The organism is Nocardia sp. N2S4-5, assembly GCF_044628355.1.
Classification (GTDB): domain Bacteria; phylum Actinomycetota; class Actinomycetes; order Mycobacteriales; family Mycobacteriaceae; genus Nocardia; species Nocardia wallacei_B.
Genome location: NZ_JBIUPM010000001.1, coordinates 6,749,605 through 6,768,084, shown reverse-complemented (window position 1 = coordinate 6,768,084; position 18,480 = coordinate 6,749,605). Strand labels below are relative to the sequence as shown.

Annotated in this window: 19 protein-coding genes; 6 read left to right on the top strand and 13 right to left on the bottom strand. The window is 69.5% G+C overall.

Features of this window, described 5'->3' with window-relative positions; all coding sequences use genetic code 11:
- Window positions 1–238 precede the first annotated feature (238 nt).
- Together ACFMRZ_RS31325 and ACFMRZ_RS31320 are read left to right on the top strand one after the other, a co-directional pair.
- Window positions 239–808: a type II toxin-antitoxin system PemK/MazF family toxin gene (locus tag ACFMRZ_RS31325; protein ID WP_400181846.1), complete on the top strand. Its 570-nt coding sequence runs from the start codon at window positions 239–241 to the stop codon at window positions 806–808.
- Between the two features lie 28 nt (window positions 809–836).
- Entirely contained in the window at window positions 837–1,679 is an 843-nt protein-coding gene (locus tag ACFMRZ_RS31320) for a class I SAM-dependent methyltransferase (RefSeq protein WP_400181845.1), read from the top strand.
- 6 nt (window positions 1,680–1,685) lie between these two features.
- On the opposite strand, the gene ACFMRZ_RS31315 is transcribed toward ACFMRZ_RS31320, so the two are convergent.
- On the bottom strand, window positions 1,686–2,477 hold the full coding sequence (locus ACFMRZ_RS31315; RefSeq protein WP_280273159.1) for an aquaporin: 792 nt from the start codon (window positions 2,475–2,477) through the stop codon (window positions 1,686–1,688).
- A 150-nt stretch (window positions 2,478–2,627) separates the two neighbouring features.
- Window positions 2,628–3,830, bottom strand: a complete 1,203-nt coding sequence (locus tag ACFMRZ_RS31310; RefSeq protein WP_400181844.1) for a cytochrome P450 — start codon at window positions 3,828–3,830, stop codon at window positions 2,628–2,630.
- 214 nt (window positions 3,831–4,044) lie between these two features.
- On the opposite strand from ACFMRZ_RS31310, the gene ACFMRZ_RS31305 reads away from it, so the two are divergent.
- From ACFMRZ_RS31305 to ACFMRZ_RS31290, 4 genes are all read left to right on the top strand, one after another.
- On the top strand, window positions 4,045–4,968 hold the full coding sequence (locus ACFMRZ_RS31305; protein ID WP_280273161.1) for an AraC family transcriptional regulator: 924 nt from the start codon (window positions 4,045–4,047) through the stop codon (window positions 4,966–4,968).
- A 181-nt stretch (window positions 4,969–5,149) separates the two neighbouring features.
- On the top strand, window positions 5,150–5,413 hold the full coding sequence (gene rpsT, locus ACFMRZ_RS31300) for a 30S ribosomal protein S20 (protein WP_280273162.1): 264 nt from the start codon (window positions 5,150–5,152) through the stop codon (window positions 5,411–5,413).
- 157 nt (window positions 5,414–5,570) lie between these two features.
- Window positions 5,571–6,605 (top strand): phosphatidylinositol-specific phospholipase C, encoded by a 1,035-nt coding sequence (locus tag ACFMRZ_RS31295; protein WP_400181843.1) that lies wholly within the window; start codon window positions 5,571–5,573, stop codon window positions 6,603–6,605.
- Between the two features lie 311 nt (window positions 6,606–6,916).
- Entirely contained in the window at window positions 6,917–7,270 is a 354-nt protein-coding gene (locus tag ACFMRZ_RS31290) for a type II toxin-antitoxin system HicB family antitoxin (RefSeq protein WP_400181842.1), read from the top strand.
- Between the two features lie 11 nt (window positions 7,271–7,281).
- On the opposite strand, the gene holA is transcribed toward ACFMRZ_RS31290, so the two are convergent.
- From holA to ACFMRZ_RS31235, 11 genes are all read right to left on the bottom strand, one after another.
- The gene (holA, locus tag ACFMRZ_RS31285) at window positions 7,282–8,253 is read right to left on the bottom strand and encodes a DNA polymerase III subunit delta (protein WP_400181841.1); all 972 of its coding nucleotides are present in this window, start codon (window positions 8,251–8,253) and stop codon (window positions 7,282–7,284) included.
- Between the two features lie 10 nt (window positions 8,254–8,263).
- Window positions 8,264–10,108, bottom strand: a complete 1,845-nt coding sequence (locus ACFMRZ_RS31280; protein ID WP_400181840.1) for a ComEC/Rec2 family competence protein — start codon at window positions 10,106–10,108, stop codon at window positions 8,264–8,266.
- A 380-nt stretch (window positions 10,109–10,488) separates the two neighbouring features.
- Window positions 10,489–11,589 (bottom strand): helix-hairpin-helix domain-containing protein, encoded by a 1,101-nt coding sequence (locus ACFMRZ_RS31275; protein ID WP_400181839.1) that lies wholly within the window; start codon window positions 11,587–11,589, stop codon window positions 10,489–10,491.
- 575 nt (window positions 11,590–12,164) lie between these two features.
- Window positions 12,165–13,001, bottom strand: a complete 837-nt coding sequence (locus tag ACFMRZ_RS31270; protein ID WP_400181838.1) for a class I SAM-dependent methyltransferase — start codon at window positions 12,999–13,001, stop codon at window positions 12,165–12,167.
- Between the two features lie 62 nt (window positions 13,002–13,063).
- Window positions 13,064–13,906, bottom strand: a complete 843-nt coding sequence (locus tag ACFMRZ_RS31265) for a DegV family protein (protein WP_400181836.1) — start codon at window positions 13,904–13,906, stop codon at window positions 13,064–13,066.
- A 175-nt stretch (window positions 13,907–14,081) separates the two neighbouring features.
- Window positions 14,082–14,834 carry a diglucosylglycerate octanoyltransferase gene (gene octT / locus ACFMRZ_RS31260; RefSeq protein WP_400183017.1) on the bottom strand — a complete coding sequence of 251 codons (753 nt, stop codon included), beginning with the start codon at window positions 14,832–14,834 and terminating at the stop codon, window positions 14,082–14,084.
- 134 nt (window positions 14,835–14,968) lie between these two features.
- Complete coding sequence (locus ACFMRZ_RS31255) at window positions 14,969–15,808, bottom strand: hypothetical protein (protein WP_400181835.1); 840 nt, start codon at window positions 15,806–15,808, stop codon at window positions 14,969–14,971.
- A gap of 178 nt (window positions 15,809–15,986) precedes the next feature.
- Window positions 15,987–16,571, bottom strand: a complete 585-nt coding sequence (locus tag ACFMRZ_RS31250; protein ID WP_400183016.1) for a histidine phosphatase family protein — start codon at window positions 16,569–16,571, stop codon at window positions 15,987–15,989.
- Window positions 16,572–16,696: 125 nt separating this feature from the next.
- Window positions 16,697–17,092 carry a ribosome silencing factor gene (gene rsfS, locus ACFMRZ_RS31245; RefSeq protein ID WP_280273172.1) on the bottom strand — a complete coding sequence of 132 codons (396 nt, stop codon included), beginning with the start codon at window positions 17,090–17,092 and terminating at the stop codon, window positions 16,697–16,699.
- Complete coding sequence (gene nadD, locus ACFMRZ_RS31240) at window positions 17,089–17,727, bottom strand: nicotinate-nucleotide adenylyltransferase (RefSeq protein WP_280273173.1); 639 nt, start codon at window positions 17,725–17,727, stop codon at window positions 17,089–17,091. Before nadD ends, rsfS begins: the two co-directional genes overlap by 4 nt.
- A 48-nt stretch (window positions 17,728–17,775) precedes the next feature.
- Window positions 17,776–18,480, bottom strand: coding sequence for a hypothetical protein (locus tag ACFMRZ_RS31235; protein WP_400181834.1), 705 nt, complete (start codon window positions 18,478–18,480; stop codon window positions 17,776–17,778).

The window sequence follows — 18,480 nt, the reverse complement described above, 5'->3', positions numbered from 1 at the left end:
GGCCGCTCGCTTGTGTTTCAGCTTATGGGCAAGCGTCGGCGGAGTTGAAACGGCCCTCCTCCCGGGGGCCGGTCGACGGGGTTGCCAGGAGATCTCGGGCACAGCACCGCTGGTTTGTGGTCTGGGGCATCTCGGCTCGGGACGGGTCGGAGGAAGTTCCGGGTTGGCAATTTCGCCCCTCGCGCAAAGGGGTTGGGGTGGGGTGAGTTTGCGTGCTTGCGCCGATATAGTCCGACTCATGGCCAGTGCGTGGAGTTCTCTCGGCAAGCAGTTGGGGACCATTGCCAGGGAGCAGGGGCCCAAGATCGTCAAGAAGCAGGCGCCGAAGCTGGTCGGGCGGGTGCAGCGGTCGCCGGTGTGGGAACGGGCGCTGGGGCGGCGGAAGGCGCCGGTGGTGGCGGTGCGGCCGACGGCGTCGACGCCGGTGCCGACGCGGGAGCGGGCTCGGCAGGTCGTGTATTGCCCGCAGTTGGACGGGCGGGCGGATCCCGGTGAGATCGTCTGGACCTGGGTGCCTTTCGAGGAGGATCCGCACAACGGCAAGGATCGGCCGGTGCTGGTGGTGGGGCGGGAGCGGAAAACGTTGCTGGGGCTTATGCTCTCGTCCAATCCGGAACGCGGTCACGATCGTCATTGGATCGAGATCGGTTCTGGGCCTTGGGATTACGCCGGGCGGCCGAGTTGGGTGCGGCTGGACCGGGTGCTGGACGTGCCCGAGGCGGGCATTCGCCGCGAGGGCGCCGTGTTGCCGCGGAAGACCTTCGATCGGGTCGCCCATCGGCTGTGCGCCGAGTACCACTGGTTCTGAACAGGACCGACGACGACAAGGGGGCGCGGTGGACAGCACACCGGAGGACAGCACCGCGGCACTGCGGCGGGTCATCGAACGGAATTGGGACGCACGCACTCCCATCCACGTGGCGTCCCGGTTCTACGCCGGCCGGGACGCGGACTCCTGGTTCGCTCCGTTCGAATGGGACGATCTCGGCCCGCTCGCCGACCGCGATCTGGTGCACCTGCAATGCCATCTGGGCACCGAGACCATCGCGTTCGCCCGGCGCGGCGCCCGCGCGGCGGGACTGGACATCTCCGGCCGATCGATCGAGTACGCGCACCGCCTCGCCGACGAGCACGGCGTCGACATCGACTACGTCCGATCCGATGTGTACGACGCGGTCCAGGCACTCGGCGCCGAGCGCTTCGACATCGTCTACACGGGCAAGGGCGCACTGTGCTACCTGCCCGACCTGGACCGCTGGGCCGCGGTCGTCCGCGATCTGCTGCGGCCCGGCGGCCGGTTGTACCTCGTGGAATTCCATCCCCTGCTGACCTCGCTGGGTCCCAAACCCGGCCCGGACGACGGCCCGGAACTGCTGCTGCGCCACGACTATCTCGAGGGCCGCGGCGCCGTCGAGCACAACGCCACCCACACCTACACCGACGGTCCCGCCCTATCCGCCGACGCCACGCGGGTCTACGAGTGGGCGCACGGCCTCGGCCACGTCGTCACCGCCCTGGTCCGCGCGGGGCTGACGATCACCGGTCTGCGCGAGACCGAACTGCTGCCGTGGCCGCGCTGGGAACGCATGGTCCGCGACGAGGCGAGCGGATGGTGGCGGCTACCCGCAGCCGATCCGCGGGTGCCGCTGCTCTACGCCCTCAGCGCCGCCAAGCCGTGAGACCGATCAGGAGACCATGTTGCGGGAACGGCCGAACAGCAGCCCGTACACCAGCGCGCCGAGCAGCCCACCGATGAGCGGGAACACCACGAACACCCAGACCTGCGCGAGCGCACCCGGCTGGTAGGGCGCGACGGCCAGGCTGCGGGCCGGATTCACCGAGGTGTTGTCGATCGGGATCGAGATGAGGTGGGCCACCGCGAGCGTGATGCCGATCGACAGCCCGGCCAGCGGCACATCCGACAGCTGGTCGGTGGAGGCCAGCACCACGAACACCAGCAGCGCCGTCAGGATCACCTCCACGGTGATGGCGGCGGCGAGGCCGTAGCCGTTCTGCACCAGCGTCCCCATCGGCCCGTCCACCTGTAGCTTCGACGGACTGTGCGCGCCCCACCCGTTGGCGCCGAGGCCGTCGCGCACCCGGTGGTAGCTCGGCAGGTTCTGTGCCAGCGCGTACACCACCGCGCCCGCCGCGAACCCGCCGATCAGCTGCGCCACGACGTAGCAGCCCGCGGTGACCGCGTTGATCCGCCCGAGCACCAGCTGGCCCAGCGTCACCGCAGGGTTCACGTGGCATCCCGAAATCGGCCCGATCGCATACACCAGAAACAGCAGCGTGAATCCGAACGCGAGCGCCACGCCGAGCGCGCTCACCCGCTCCCCCGCGATCACCGCCGTGCCGACACCCCCGAGCACCAGTACGAATGTGCCGATCGCCTCGGCGAGCAGCTTGCGCGTCAGCGGCACCGGCCGCCGTTCGACATCTTCCTCGACAACTTCCTGAGCAGTCGGAGACATGTATCTGCCACCCTTCCCGTTCGAACGGAATGCTTCGAGACCAGGTAATGCGCGGAGATTTCGGACGCTACGCCGGCCGGTACTCCGGCACAACGGAAACCGCGCCGCCACGCCGGACATTCGGAAATCGGGCACAACGGCGCGGCGCGCTCATCGTGCGGAATCGAGCACGATCGGCAGCTCGACCGGCCCGGTGGTGCTGATCTGCGGCACATACGCCAGATCCGCGGGATCGCAGGCGAGCGCCAGCCGGGGGAACCGGTTGAACAGCATCGACAGGGCGATCCGGCTCTCCAGCCGGGCCAGGGGCGCACCCAGGCAGAAATGCGGTCCACGGCCGAAGGCCAGCTGGTCGCGATGATCGTGGTCGATGTCGAAGGTGTCCGCGTCGGGGTAGTGCCGCGCGTCGCGGCCGACGCCGCCGTGCCAGAGCACCATGCTGCCCGCCGGGATGTCGACGTCCGCCACCGTGACGTCGCGGAGCGGATAGCGCATCAGCGCGCCGACGACCGGCGACCCGTAGCGCAGCGCCTCCTCCACCACATCGGCCCACCGCGACTCCTCGAGCGCCTTGGCGCGCTGCTCCGGATTTGTGCACAGGGTCACGACGGCCGTGCTCAGCAGGTGCACCGTCGTCTCGTGCCCGGCCACGATCACCAGCCACAGCATGTTGACCAGTTCCTCGGTGGTCAGATTGTTGTCCTCGTTGGCCTGCAGCAGGGCGGTGGTCAGGTCGTCGCCGGGTGCGCGGCGCTTGCGATCGAGCAGTTCGGTGAAGTAGCCGATCATGCCGATCATCGCGTTCTGGGCCTGCTCGCCGGTGCTCGTGGCCGACACGATGGTGGCGGTCCAGTCCTTGATCCGGGTCTGCTCGACGCCGGCGGGCACTCCGAACAGTTCGCAGATCACCCGGACCGGGAGCGGGGTGGTGAAGTTCGCGACCAGGTCGACCTCGTTGCCCGCCGGGAAGTTCGCGATCAGGTTCGCGGTGATCTTCTCGATCCGCGGTTCCAGGGCGGCGATCCGGGCCGGTGTGAAGGCCTGGCTGATCGTCTTGCGCAACCGGCGATGCTCGAGGCCGTCGAGGTTGAGCATGTGATCCATATCGGTCAGCGCGCGCAGCGGCCAGTCGGCCGCAATGGTGCCGTCGCGCAGGGCCGGGCAGTTGGTCGCGCTCTTGCCGAACAGCTTGTCGTCGAGCACCTCGCTGACGGCGCGGTAGCTGACCGCGACGAACGCCGGCACGCCCCCGGGCAGCTCGATCGGGATCACCTCGCCCGCGGCCCGAATGCGGGCGTAGGTCTCGTGGACGGATTCGCCAGCGGTAGGAAGCTGGATGACTGCGTCGGACATGATGTCTCCCAAGGGTTTTCCGGCTGTTCCTCCGCAGTCTCGGTGGTGTCGGGCGCTCGCCGGTAGCTCTTGCGGGATCTCCTGCCCGCCAAAACAATTCATCGGCACAAAAACGTAAGTCGCCCGTGACAGGCGATAACTCGCGCCACTGTCGCGACTGGTGGAGAATTCACGCACGCACCGGTCGCCGTCCGAGCCGAGGATCGAGCCACCCATGAGATACGACCAGCTGACCATCGAGGACGCCCAGCAGTGGACCGAACTCACCAACACCTTCGTGCCGATGGATCATCGGATCGGCGCGCCGGAACGCTGGACCTCCACGCTGAGCGTGCAGCAGACGTCCACCTACAGCCTGCTGCGCTGGGACGAACCGGGCGACCGGGTCGCGTACCGCACGCCCACGCATGTGCGGCGCACCCCCGCCGACGACTTCTATTGGCTGGTCCTCCCGCGGCACGCCCCTTTCACCCTCGGCTGGCAGGGCGACGGGTTGACGGTGCCGCCCGGCCGAGCCCTGCTGATGGGCCTGGATCAGGTCTGCCGGATGCGGCCCGGGCCGACCGCGCTGGCCCTCCAGTTACCTCGCACCGAGATCGACCATGCGGTCCCGGCCGCGGCGCCGCGGCGCACCGTGCTCGACCTGACCTCCGGCCTCGGCCGCGTCACCGGGTCGCTGATCCGCAGCGTGCACGCCGAGCAAGCGCGGCTCGGTGACCAGGAGTTCGATGGGCTGTGCGATCGGATCGGCGAACTGCTGTGCATGCTCGCGCTCGGCGATCTGCGGCCGCAGCGGGGGCAATTGGACGAGACGGTGGCGACGGTCCGGCGCTACGTGCGCGAGACGGTGGGATTCGGTGACGTGCGGCTGCCCGCGGTCGCCCGCGCCCTCGGCTGGTCGCCGCGACAGCTGCGCGCGGTGCTGCAGCAGGCCGGCACCACCTATCGCGATCTGCGCCGGGAGGAGGCGCTGCGAGTCGCCCGCGACATCATGGAACGCCCCGGGCCGCCCTCGATCAGCATCACCGAGATCGCCGCGCGCAGCGGGTTCACCGCGACCTGGTTCTCCGCCGCCTTCAAGGCCCGCTACGGTGAGACGCCGCGAGAGTTCCGGCAGCGGCGAACGCGGTCCGGGTGAGCTCCGCCACGGCATTCCTCACAACGGGATTGCCTCGGCACGGCCCCGGCCGGGGTGATTTCGCCCCGGACCATGCCAACTGGTAACCTCGATCGTCGGCGAGGCGCTGCGCAGCTGGCGTGGCGCGCCCAGAGACTTCAGAGCACGAAACCAACTGACGACAGGAATCAGAGGAACAGGCGTGGCCAACATCAAGTCCCAGATGAAGCGGATCCGCACCAACGAGGCGGCGCGGCAGCGCAACCAGTCGGTCAAGTCCGCGCTGCGCACCTCCATCCGCAAGTTCCGCGAGGCCGCGGCTTCGGGTGAGAAGGGCAAGGCGGAGGAGCTGCTGGTCTCGGCGAGCCGCGACCTCGACAAGGCCGCCTCGAAGGGCGTCATCCACGCCAACCAGGCCGCCAACAAGAAGTCGGCGCTGGCGCTGGCTTACAACAAGCTGGGCTGATCCCGCGCGGTAGCACTACCGCGCACCTACTTTCGTGATGCCGCCGTGGCAGAGGGTCTGTGAGAGCAGACGACCACGGCGGCTTTTGTCGTGTCGCGCAAGGTGACTCGCCAGGCTCGGGTCCGTCGGATACCGTGAGCGGGTGTTCGGTGGGGAGTTGAGCAGAATAGCGGTGCTGATCGCGGCGGGGGCGGCGTTGGCCGGATGTGGCGGATCTTCCGCTCCCGCAACGCATCCGGAGCCGGTGGCGGCCACCACGGCGGTGGAGTCGGCGGGGCTGCCGGGGTTCGGGTCGACCGGCGCCCACGGAAAGCTGGATACCGCGAGCAATCCCGACTGGATGGCCGCGTTGCCCGACGATCGTCCGCTGAGCCGGATTTCGATTCCCGGCACCCACGACACCCTGGCCGTGCACGGCGGTAAGGCCGGTCCGGCGGTCGTCACGCAGGAGACCTTCGACAAGGACTGCGCGGACGACCGCTGCACCTCGAAGCAGAGCCTGCGCATCCAGTTGGAGGCCGGTATCCGGGCGCTGGACGTGCGGGTACGCCGCGACGAGACCGACTCGCTCGCCGTGCAGCACGGGGGTTTCTTCCAGCAGGTGAGTTTCGACGACGTGCTCGGTGTGGTCGACGACTTCCTGTCCCGGCACCCGCTCGAGACGGTGCTGATGCGCGTGAAGGCCGAGTGCACCACCGTCGCCAAGCCTTTCGGCTGCGCCGATGCCGGTGGCGTGCCGCCGGACCTGGCCCGAATCGACCGGTCCCTCGCCGGGCAGCCGCGGATCTGGCGACCGTCGGCCACCGGCCGCACCGAGATCCCCGCATTGCGCGAGGTGCGCGGGCGGATCGTGATCACCCAGTTCAGCGATATCGCCGACGGCGACAGCCGCGGCCTGGCCGTCGACGCGCAGGACCTCTGGGACGGCCCCGACATGGACGCGAAGTGGGCCGCCATCGCCGCCCACCTCGACCGCGCCGCCACCGCCGCCCCCGGCACCCTCTACCTCAACTACCTCTCCGCCAACGGCGCCCCCGACCCCACCAAACTCCCCCGCCGCTACGCCGCCGTCGAAAACCAGTACGCCCTCGACCACCTGCGCGCCACACCCGGCACACCGACCGGGATCCTGATGACAGATTTCCCGGGCCCAGCGCTGATCGGGGAGATCATCCGCCACAACACGGGGTAGGCGGCCAACTTGTGACGCGCCATTCTTCCAACACAATGATATCACCGGTAATATCATCTCTGGGTGTCGGCGACTGCGAAGATCCTCCGGAGGATGTCTGAAAGCCCTACCAACGTGAGGTACAGCGACCTACACAGGGTTTGCACCGAACACTTCGGCGCTGCCCGTCAGGAGGGCACGAGTCACGCGGTCTTCAAGACACCATGGCAGGGTGACCCACGGGTCAATATTCAGCGGGGGCACGCCGGCAAAGCAAAGGCCTACCAGGTCAGGCAGGTGCTGGCGGCGATCGAGAAGCTGAGGCAGGCACAATGACTGGACACGAGAGCAAGTACAGCGATATGCACTACTCCTTCCGGGTGGCGTGGTCGCCGGAGGACGAGGAGTTCGTCGGCCGCTGTTTGGAATTTCCGTCGCTGTCGTGGTTGGCCGAAACGGTGCACGAAGCGTTCGACGGGATTGTTCGGCTCGTGGCAGAGACGATCGACGACCTCGAGCGGTCGGGGGAACAAGTTCCCGAGCCGTTCGCGGATCGCACGTTCAGTGGTCACTTCGCTTTGCGGATGTCGCCGGTGCTGCATAGGCGGCTGGCCATGGAGGCCGCCGAGCACGGGGTGAGCATCAATAAGTGGGTGAACGAGAAGCTGGCCAACGAGTGTGCGTGAGCGGCTGTCTTTCAGCGGGTTTCGTGGAGGTCGAGGATTCGGGAGAGGGCGTGTTCGAGGGCGAAGTCGGTGTCGGCGGCGCCACCCTTGACGTCGGCGTTGAGGGCGGCGACCACCTGGAGGGCGGTGCCGATGGTGGCGGGGTTCCAGCCGCGGGCCTGCCCTTGGGCTTTCTTGACCTTCCACGGCGGCATGCCCAGCGAGGAGGCCAGTTTGAACGGGTCGCCGCGGCCGGCCGAGCCGACCCGGGCGATGGTGTGCACGGAATCGGCGAGGGCGTCGGCGAGCAGGACGGCCGGGACGCCACGGTCGGTGGCCCAGCGCAGCGCTTCCATGGCGGCCGGGCGGTCGCCGGAGACCGCGAGTTCGGCGACGTCGAAGCCGGTGACCTCGGCGCGGCCGGAGTAGTAGCGGCGCACGGCGGCGACGTCGATCTTGCCGCCGGTGTCGGCGGCCAGCTGCGAGCAGGCCGCGGCTAGTTCGCGCAGATCCGAACCGACGGCCTCCAGCACCGTCTGCACCACCTCGCCGGGGACGCGGAGACCAGCCGCACGGAATTCGTTGCGCACGAACTCGATTCGCTCACCCGCCTTGGTGACCTTGGCGCACGGATGCACGACCGCCCCGGCCTTCTGCAGGGCCGGGGCCAGCGCCTTCGCGCGGCCGCCGCCGGTGTGCAGGATTATCAGCACCACACCCTCCGGTGGGGCCGACGCCGCCTCGGTGATCACCGCGACGGCGTCCTTGCCCGCCTCGGCCGCCGAGTCGAGGACGATCACGCGATCCTCGGCGAACAGCGACGGACTCAGCAACTCGGCCAGCTCGGAGCTGCTCGCGTCCCCAGCACGCAGCCGATCCACCGGTAGCGCATCCGGACCTGGTGCGACAGCGCGCACCTGCGCCACGATCGCGGCGACCGCCCTCTCGATCAGCAACTCTTCTTCACCGAGCACGAGATGGACAGGTCCGGGGCGTTCGGTCACGCGGACGATCCTACGGGTGTGGTCCGACATCCCGCCCCACCCCCGAAGCCCTTCGGCCATTTTGGCGGCCGCTCTCATGGCTGGTGGACGGATGAGGCTTACGGCGTTGATGGTTCGGGAGCGATCTATTGGTGGGCGCGGGGCAGTCCGGAAGCAATCCATCGGCGGGCACAGGCCGGTCCAGGAGCGATCCACCGCTGGGCGCACGTCGGTTCGGGGGCAATCCACCCGTGGGCGCACGTTGGTTCGGGGGCGATCCTTCGGTGGACGCGGGGTCAGGGCGGAGCGGGGCCGTAGTTCGATGGCGGGTTGATGGGAGGGCGAGTCGGTACAGCATGAGGATCAAGAGGCCGGTGATGGTGGTGGCCGTGAGGCCGGTTCGGAGGCCGCTGGGGACTATCAGTGAAATGTCCAGGGCGGCACCGTATTCGGCGACGGCCAGTAACCACCACAGGGGTGGGCCGGTCAGGTGGAGCAGCAGGACGGCGGCGGGCTGGTACAGGCAGGACAGTGCCGCGGCGACGGTTCCCAGGATGGTGATGGGAGCTACCACCGGCTCGACCAGGACGTTGGCCAGGATGGCGAGCAGGCCGACGTGGCCGGTGAGCGCGGCGATGATCGGGGTCGTCACCAGGAAGGCCGCGGTGGCGACGGCGAATGCCTCGGCTACCGGGCGAGGCCAGCCGTGCCGCTGCAACCACAGCGCCCAGTTCGGCGCCAGCAATATCAGCCCGGCCGTCGCGAGCACCGACAGCGCGAATCCGGCGTTCACGGCCAGTGCGGGCGAGTACGCGAGCAGACCGAGCACGGCCGCGCACAGGGCGGGCAGCGCCTGTTTCCGGCGCCCGGTCGTCGCGGCCAGCAGCGCGATCGCGCCCATCGCGGCCGCCCGCAGCACCGAGGGCGATGGTCGCGCGAGGATCACGAACATCATCAGCGCCGCCGCCGCGAGCGCGATGCCCAGCCGGGCGTCCAGAGTCAGCAATCGCACGGTGAGCAGCACGGCGGCGAAGAGGATGGAGACGTTCATGCCCGACGCGGCTGTCAGGTGCGCCAGGTCGGTCTTCTCGAAGTTCTCCCGCACGTGTTCGGGCAGGTGCGACACGTCACCGGCGACCAGCCCCGGCAGCAGCCCGGCGGCATCATCGGGCAGGGCGCGATCGCACGCGGCCACGAATCTCGCCCGCACCGCGCCCGCGATGTCCTGATACCACGGCGCTCCCGAGACCGTTCGCGGCGGACCTTGCGCCCGGAGCACCGCGACCGTCAGGTCCCGCCGCCACGGTCGGTCGGTCCGCGCGCGGAATTCCACTGTCTCCCCGGGCAGTACCCTCGGCCAGCCGTTGTCGGGCGCGATGATCACCACGGCTCCGCCCGCCCGCACGGGCACCTCGCCGTGCCGATACTCCCGCAAGTTGGCCCGTACCAGCCATTGGCGCCCGCCGAAGGCTTTGCGGGTCAACGGTTTCGGGTCATCCACCGGTGTGGCGACGATCGTCACATAGGTGCCCGGCGCCGCAGCTCGCAACGGATGCGTCGCCACTCGATACTCCTGCCAGGCGGCAGCCACCGCGAATCCCCCACCCGCCAACACCGCCGCCAACGCCGACACGACCACTACACCGCGACGGTGTCGCCGGGCCACGCTCAGGCCGCTCGCACGTCGGTTCCCGGCCCACCGCGACCGCTGTATCCCCGCAGCCAGCGCCACCCCGGCCACAACGAGCGCCGCCGCCAGCGTCAGCCCGACCCGCCACCCGCAGGTGACGGCCACAATCGTTGCGCCCCAGCACATCACCACCGCAGGCACCAGCCGCACATCCAGCGGCTGCGGCTCGACAACCGGATCGCCCACACCTCGCCGATTCTGTCCCGACCCGGACCCGGCGGAGCCGTCGACAGCCACGGAAGCCGAAGGCGTGCGACCACGAGGCAACTGAACCTTGATGCCCCGCCCACCGACCTCCCGCCGTGACGGCAGTGCGGACGTCCTCGGGCCGACACTGCCCCGGGAGTCAGTTGTTGAACCCGCAGGCGCTGGGCTCAGAGGGAATCGACTCGAAAGGGATGGACTCGAAGCGAATCGACTCGAACGGGACGGACTCGAACGGGACAGATACGACCGGGACGGACTCGAAGAGGATGGACCCGAAGCGAAGCGGCTCGAAAGGACTCGACGCACGGTGGTCGCCAGTGACCGAAGCGCGCTGAGGGTAGGCCTGGAGATGGAGGTGTTCATATCGTGACCAAGTCGCGGATGCGGGCGAGGCGGGAGGGGCCGATTCCGGTGACCTCGGAGAGTTGGTCGACGGAGGTGAAGCGGCCGTGTTCGGTGCGCCAGGCGAGGATGGCGCGGGCCGTGGTGGGGCCGACGCCGGGCAGCGCGTCCAGTTCGAGTTCGGTGGCGGAGTTGAGGTCGACTTTCGCGGTCGGGGAAGGTGGTACGGCGCCGGAGTTGCCGGGCCCCGGAGCCTGCCTGGTGCCGGGGATGACGACGCTGCCCAATTGTGGTGGGCCGGGATTCGATCCGGCCGGCCCGACCACCACCTGGTCGCCATCGGCCAGCCGTTGGGCCAGGTTCAGGCTCGCCAGGTCGGCGCCGTCGCGCGTCGCGGCGGCCGAAAGCGCGTCGGCGACACGGGAACCCGGCGGCAGGTGCAGCAGTCCGGGACGCTCGACCAGGCCGATCACGCTGACCACGAGTTCGGCCCCGCGGCTTCCGGCAGGCACCGGCGTGGCGGCTCCCGAGTCCGCCCCGCGACTACCCGCGGGCACTTGTGTGGCCGCGCCCGAGCCGGTCCCACGGCTACCCGCGGGCACTTGTGTGGCCGCGCCCGGGTCGGCCCCATGGCTACCCGAGGGTGTGGCCGCGCCGATCGCGCCCGCGGTCGGTAGCGCATCGGAGTCCGAATCCGCGGCGTCGGCGTTCATCGCGCTGGTCCGCACCACCGGCAACGGCGGAACCGGTTGTGCCACCGGTCTTTCCCGCTGCGCCGCCGCGCCCGCGATGATCACAGCCACCACCCCGACCACAGCGAGCACCAGCACTCCCCGCCGTCCCGGATCGAGCCGAGTCCCGCGGAACCGCTCCGGCACCAGCCGTTCGTGCCACGCCGCGAGACCTCCCGAGGGCTCGCTCAGCCACTGCGGTGTGCGCGGCCCCTCGACCACCTCGCCCCAGTCGTCGGCGGCGGACCGTTCCGGCCCCCGATCCTCCTCCGGTTCGAACTCATCGAGATCCCAACGCCCACCCGCAACAGACCGGGTACCGGCCGGTTCACCGGCCAGCACCCCGAGCCGCTCCCGCACCCGCCGCCGCTCCTCGTTTCGCGCCATGCGAGCCACCGTATGCACCCCGCACCCCGAGACCTCCCCGCCGACAAGCCCTTTCGCCAAACCTGGGGACAACCGATCCCCTGTGCACAACCAGCCGCACCATAGTCGAACCTGTCACACCGATCTGATAGCCCACGAACGTGTCCACCCAACATCTCGGTCCACGTAGCAATCAGCTTGCGGCACAGGGCCAACGACACCGAACGGCGCAACGGAACATCGTCACTCCGCTCGATCCAACAGCTCAGAGCATGTCGGAAGATCCGCCCGCCATAGCCCCGCGCAGAACACTCCTCCGCTCCATCGACCACACCAGACCAGAATGCAACCGAGGGGCCACTGGCCATGACGACCACTCCTCGATCAACCACACCACGCCAGGCAAGAACCCCACACACCGGTAGAGCCACTCACTACGAGCCGACCAGTCCGCTCGACCAACCACGCCACGAAGTACCCGCGCGACCGAGGGACCGCTCGCTGCGGGTCGAGTACTCCGCTCGATCAACCAGGCCAGGTAAGTGAACCGGGCTGTCCATCCGACCGGGAATCACCCGGCGTGCTTGCCTACCCGCTCAGTCTCGAGGGCGGCGGGCGTAGTGGACAGTTCTGGCGGTCAGGAGGAAGACGTCGGGGCGTTGGTCGATGCCCAAGGGGTCGTTCGGGTCCAGGAGGCGGTCCAGGGTGGTGCGGTCGTCGGGGGCCAGGTCGTCCGCCATGCCGCGGTAGCGTTCGATCCACTGGCGTACGGAGCGGCGCGGGCCGGCCTCCAGCGGGGCGGGGCGGTCCACGAGGAAGGTGCGGCTGTGGGCGTCGATTAGGCCCGCGGCGCGCAGCAGGGCCGGCCAGTCCTCGGTGACGGCGACCACGTCGGGCAGTTCGGCACGCATCCGGTCGAATCGTTCCGCCATCACAGCATCCAATCGGACCTGCAAACCCGGCCGACCGAATCCGATGTCGCGCGGCAGCCAGCGCGCCGACAAGCCGCCTTCGGCGATGGCCAGTACACCGCCCGGCCGCAGCAGTCCGGCCATGCGGGTGAGCGCGTCGAGCTGATCGCCGACATGGTGCACCACATTGGCCGACCACACCAGATCCGCCTCCGGCAGCCCGCCCAGATCCTGCGGGAACTGCGCCACCCGCGTGTGCACCCGCACGCCGAGATCGCGGCCCCGCTGCTCGGCGCGGGCGAGCAGTTCGGGTGTGCCGTCCACCGCGATCACCTCGGCATCGGGAAAACGCTCTGCCAGCACGCTCGCCGCCACGCCGGGACCGGCACCGATATCGAGGATCCGCTCCGGCTTCAGATCGGATAGCTCATCGAACGCACCGTGCAGGTAGGGGCTGTACGCCTCGCCCTCGTCCACCAGCATGTCGGCCATCGCGGCCCAGTCGAAATCGTCGTGGTTCATGACGTCGACAATGCCGACCGAGTGCGCATTCCGGCAAACATTGTTGCCAATTCGGCAAACGGTCAGGCGCAACCGCCGGGCACCACCAGCACGCCCACCGCGCCGGGCCCCAGATGCACGGCAAGCGTCGGCCCGAATTCCGCGCTGACCAGCTCGCGGATGCCGGGGATGAGGTCGTTGAGCTGCGCGGTGATGGTGGCGGCGGCCTCGGGCGCGCCGAGATGCTGGACGGCCACGGTGGCGCCGCCCTCCCCCGCCGCGTCGACGGCGGCCGCGACGAGCTTAGCGTGCGCCTTGGACCGCGTGCGCGCCTTCTCACGCAGCTCCAGGCGGCCGTCGACCATCTGCAGAATCGGCTTGGTGACCAGCTCGGTGCCGAAAAATGCTGCGGCCGAACTCAATCGGCCGCCGCGGCGTAGCTGCTCGGTGCGATTGACCACGATGAACGCCCGTCCCCTCACCGCAGCCGAAGCCGCCGCGTCGTAGACGACGTCCAGCACCGCGCCCTCGCGAGCCCGGCGCGCGGCGGCCAGCACCGGCAGACCGGTGCCGAGCCCGGCGCTGAGCGAATCCACCAGCCGCACCCGCTCGGCGGCGTCCATATCGCGGATCGCCTGCCTGCCCGCCTCCCAAGTGGCCGACAGCTGCCGCGAAATATGCACGGCCACAACGCCGTCGCCCTCACTGAGGGCCAGAGCCCGCTCGTAGGCGGCGCGCAGTTCGCCCGGCGCGGCGGCCGAGGTCGTCACGGTCGAGGACGCGTAATCGATGGGCTCGTCGTCGATGCCTTCCCGGTACGCCCGGTCATCGACCAGTACGTGCAGCGGCACCACCAGAATGCCCAGCTCCTCGACAAGGGCGGCGGGCAGGCTGGCGGAGGAATCGGTCACCACCACGACGGCCACGGCTATCCGGCCTCTCCCGAGCCGAGCGGCTGCGTGTCACGAACCATCGGACGCCGATACAACCCGTCGGCAAGCTCCGGTTCACCCACCCCCGAAGCCCCGCAGCGCTCGAGCGGCGGTCGATGGCAACAGGTGGCCGAGCGGTGTTTTTCGCTGAGTCCCAGGAGGATCCGGCTCATGCACCGGCCTCGGGCGCGCGGACCTCCGCCAGCGCCTTCACCATGGCGCGGGCGACGGCGCTGTGGCCTTCCCAGCCCCAATGGATGCCGTCGGGATTCGACTCGCCGTGGAAGATGTTGTCTCGCACGGCTTCCGCGAGATCTACGAGCGGCACGCCGGACTTCTCCGACCATGCACGGAGCGCCCGCACCGCCGGCTCGCGGCCGGTGTGCACGCGGCCGTAGGCCTCGCAGTCGTGCACGGACGGCAGCACACCGACGATCGGCAGTTCGGGCCGCAACTGCGCCAACGCGTTTCGCGACTGCTCCAGGTAGTCGACGCTGACGTGCGGCGGCAGCGCGACCGGCCTTCCCAGCTTGGACAGTCGCGGTTGCAGCCACTGGTAGCCGGTACGCACCTGCCGCCGCAGCGCGGGCGGCCGCACGTAACGGATGAGTTCGCGCAGCGCGGTCGGCAACGGCGACGGCAGCGAATCCATACCGCCCGTGGCGAACACCACCGCGCCCGCCCGCGGCACCGCTGCCCACACCCGCGGATCACCGATCAGCGCCCAGTGCGCATCCCGGCACGTCCAGCCGATCCGAGCAACCAACTCGACATCCCAATCCAATTCAGCCGCAACCAGATTCGGCCAAATCCGCGGATCGTCAGCCGCCAGCCCACCCTTGGGCCCGAAGTATGCCAGCGAATCCGCGATCACCAGCAAAACCGGCCGACCGGACCCCGCGGCCACACCGTCCTCAGGCACCGCCACAGCGCCGTCCGCAGGCGCCGCTGCCGGAGGATCGGCGGACGGCACCGCAGCGCCGCTCAGTGACGCCGCGGTGGGGGCGGGAGGCTGCGGTTCTGGGCGGCCGTCGGGGTCGGCGTGGCCGGACTGGGTCACGTCGATCGCCCTCGGAACAACCGCGATACCGCTCTGCGCAGGAACCCTCCGCCGGACCCGGAATCCGCCTCCGGCGCAGCAGGAGTCGTAGCCGCGGCGGTTTCACCGCCCACCGGGGTGCTCGCCGCGCTTTCGTCGGCTGCACCGGCATCGGCCGTAGTGGTGTCGGCGGAGTCGGCGGCAGGCGTGGTTTCCGTATCGGTATCCGAATTGTCCGCCGACGGTTCAGCACCGTCGGCCACTACGTCAGTTCCGGCCTCGGCCTTCTCCTCGGCCGCAACAGAATCGGATGCAGAGTCCGCCGGCGCATCAGGCTCCACAACGCCCGCTGCCGTCTCGACATCGCCCTGTTCCGCTACCGTCTCCGACGCAGCATCACCCGACAAACCGACCGCCTCGCTTGCCTCGGCGGTATCCGCGACCGCACTTTCAACGCTATCGCTCTGTTCGACAACCGAATCCGACGACTCGACCTCTCCAGCAGATGGTTCGTCCACCTCGGAAGTGCCAGTCGGCGCACCGCCATCGGCCGCGGTGTCGGCACCTTCTTGCCCCGCAACCGAATCCGACGGCGCGGACGCTACCGCTTGCTCGTCGGACTCGGTGACATCACCACTCCCGGTATCGGGATCCACAGCCGTCTCGGCTTCCCCGGATCCGGCATCGGCGGTGACAGCCGGTGTCCCCACCGGCGTCTCGGCATCGGAGCCGCCCTCCTCAACACTGCTCTCCTGCTCCACCACCGGCTCCGGTGGCGTCACCGGGCCGCCGAACAATACGTCCGGCAGATGCCGCACCGGCGCTTCGGACGCCTTGCGGAACAATTCGTCGGGCACGGATTTGCCGCGCTCGTAGTCGGGTTCGGCCTCCGGCTCCGGGTCTTGGTCGGCTGCGGCGGGCGCGGGCCCGCCGAACAAGGCGTCCGGTAGGCGCCGCACGGGCACCTCGGACGCCTTGCGCAGCAATTCGTCGGAAACCTGCCGGACCGGTTCGTCCCGGTCGTCGGAGGACTTTTCAGAGGACATCAGGTGCTACCTTCGCCGCCGCGTTCCACACATCGAGTCGCCACCCGGGCTGCTCGATGCTCGGACCGTGACTGCTCAGCTGCACCCAACTGGTATTGGCCAGCCCACCGAGCACGGGCCAGTTCTTCCGGGGCAACTCCAGCAGCGCGGCGGTCAGAGCGGCGATCAATCCGCCGTGCGCGACGAGGATGATGGTACGACCGGGCCAGTCCGGGCGCGCGGCGAACAGCTCACGAACCACCGGCAATGACCGGGCGCCGACCTCGAGCTTGCTTTCCCCGCCCGGCGGGGTGAAGTCGGCGTTGAGCCGCCAGGTCTGGCGCGCGCCCGGATACTGCGCGTCCACCTCGAGATGCGTCAGCCCTTCCCACTCGCCGAGGTCGGTCTCGCGCAGCCGCCGGTCGCGCACCACCTCGAGCGTCGTGTGGTCGGCCAGCGCCACCGCGGTGTCGTAAGCGCGCCGCAGGTCCGAGGACACGATGGCGATCGCGTCGTGGCCCAGCAGCTCGCGAGCGGCGTCCTTGGCCTGGCGTCGGCCCAGCTCGCTCAGCTCCGTATCGATCTGGCCCTGCATGCGATCGGCGGCGTTCCACTCGGTCTGCCCGTGCCGCAGCAGGATCAGGCGGCGCACGTTGGCATGCTTGTCGTAGCGGGCGCCCTGCTCCTCGGACTCGTCGAGGGCGTCGCCGAACCCGAGGCTCACTCGGAGGCCTCGGTCTCGTCGCCGCGCGGGCCCCCGATCCCGTCCACCGGAACCTGCGGGCAGTCCTTCCAAAGCCGTTCCAGGCCATAGAAATCGCGCTCGTCGCTGTGCTGGATATGCACCACGACCTCGACGTAGTCCAGCAGCACCCAACGTCCCTCGCGGGTGCCCTCCCGGCGCACCGGCTTGTGCCCGGCCAGCCGCAGTTTCTCCTCGACGCTGTCGACGATCGCGTTGACCTGCCGCTCGTTCGGCGCGGACGCGATCACGAAACAGTCGGTGATCACCAGCTGTTCGGAGACGTCGAGCACCACCACGTCGGAAGCCAGCTTCTCGTCGGCCGCGCGCGCGGCAATCCGCGCCATCTCGACCGCTTCGACGGATGCCGTCATCCAGCTCTCCCGTTCCCTCCCGGCACGTACAGGTGCCGCTTCGATATGTACTGCACGACCCCGTCCGGGACGAGATACCACACCGGCCGCCCCTCGGCAGCGCGGCGACGGCACTCGCTCGACGAGATCGCCAGGGCGGGGATCTCGATGACGGTGACCGCGTCGGCCGGCATGTCCCGCAGGTGTTCGGCGAGGTGGTCGATGTTCAACTCGTACCCCGGACGACTCACCCCGACGAATTTCGCCAGCTCGAACAGTTCCGCCCAATCCTGCCACGTGAGGATGCTGGCCAGCGCGTCCGCACCCGTGATGAAGTACAGGTCCGCGTCGGGATGCTGACTTTGCAGGTCACGCAGGGTGTCGACGGTGTAGGTGACCTTGGCGCGGTCGATGTCGGCCCGGCTGACCGAGAATCGCGGATTGGACGCGGTCGCGATCACGGTCATCAGATACCGGTCCTCGGCGGGACTGACCTGCTTACTCGATTTCTGCCACGGCTGCCCCGTCGGCACGAAAATAACCTCGTCGAGGTCGAAGCGATGCGCGACCTCGCTGGCGGCAACCAGGTGCCCGTGATGGACGGGATCGAAGGTCCCACCCATCACACCCAGTTTGCGCCGACCTGTTTCTTGCACGAATGCCGAGCTTACTGGGCGCGCGACAAAGTACCCGGCACCGCCGCCCTACTCGGCGGCCGGGGCTTCCCGTGGCCGGGAGCCCCGCGCGCCACGCCGAGTGAGAGCGGAAAGCCGACGGCGCAAGACCGCGCCCGGGAGAGCCGCCGTGCGGGCGGCGGCCGCGGCGGAGAGCAGGTCGGCGTGCAGGTCCCGGCAGTCGGGATCGTGTGCGGCGAATCGCGCACCGCTCTCGAAAACCTTTGCCGCACGGCGGTATCGGTGCAGCGCGACCAGGCAGGCGCCGAACTGTTCGTGCAGGATGGCGATTTCGGGAGGCGGATAGGGGATGTCGGGACAGGCGAGGGCGCGCTCGTAGAGCTGGGCGGCGGCGCGGTGGTGACCGGACCGGTAGTGGATGCGGGCGGCCAGCAGCGTGTGATGAGCGGCGTCCGCGGCCGACAAGCCCTGCCAGCGTTCGGCGGCGACGAGCGCGGCGGCGGCCAGATCGGCGTCGCGGCCGGGCTGGCCGCAGATCGCCGTGACGATCAGCGCGTGCAATCGAGCCAGCTGTTCGGCGGGCAGGACACCCGCACCGGCGGCCGCCGCCCGTCGCAACGCGCCCTCGGCCACCGCGGGGGTGTCGGCCAGTCGCGCAGTGCCGAACTCGATCAGCGCCGACAGCTCGGCGGGGCCGTACCCGGAATCGTCGGACGATACGAACCGCGACGGGTCGGCTGGGCGCTCGTCGGTCTCCCGGGGTCGGCTCGGCAC

Excerpts from the sequence above, each read along its gene's own strand:
- ACFMRZ_RS31325 (WP_400181846.1), top strand. The coding sequence starts at position 239 with ATGGCCAGTGCGTGGAGTTCTCTCGGCAAGCAGTTGGGGACCATTGCC.
- ACFMRZ_RS31315 (WP_280273159.1), bottom strand. The coding sequence starts at position 2,477 with ATGTCTCCGACTGCTCAGGAAGTTGTCGAGGAAGATGTCGAACGGCGG.
- ACFMRZ_RS31310 (WP_400181844.1), bottom strand. The coding sequence starts at position 3,830 with ATGTCCGACGCAGTCATCCAGCTTCCTACCGCTGGCGAATCCGTCCAC.
- ACFMRZ_RS31305 (WP_280273161.1), top strand. The coding sequence starts at position 4,045 with ATGAGATACGACCAGCTGACCATCGAGGACGCCCAGCAGTGGACCGAA.
- ACFMRZ_RS31290 (WP_400181842.1), top strand. The coding sequence starts at position 6,917 with ATGACTGGACACGAGAGCAAGTACAGCGATATGCACTACTCCTTCCGG.
- ACFMRZ_RS31275 (WP_400181839.1), bottom strand. The coding sequence starts at position 11,589 with ATGGCGCGAAACGAGGAGCGGCGGCGGGTGCGGGAGCGGCTCGGGGTG.
- ACFMRZ_RS31270 (WP_400181838.1), bottom strand. The coding sequence starts at position 13,001 with ATGAACCACGACGATTTCGACTGGGCCGCGATGGCCGACATGCTGGTG.
- ACFMRZ_RS31250 (WP_400183016.1), bottom strand. The coding sequence starts at position 16,571 with ATGCAGGGCCAGATCGATACGGAGCTGAGCGAGCTGGGCCGACGCCAG.
- rsfS (WP_280273172.1), bottom strand. The coding sequence starts at position 17,092 with ATGACGGCATCCGTCGAAGCGGTCGAGATGGCGCGGATTGCCGCGCGC.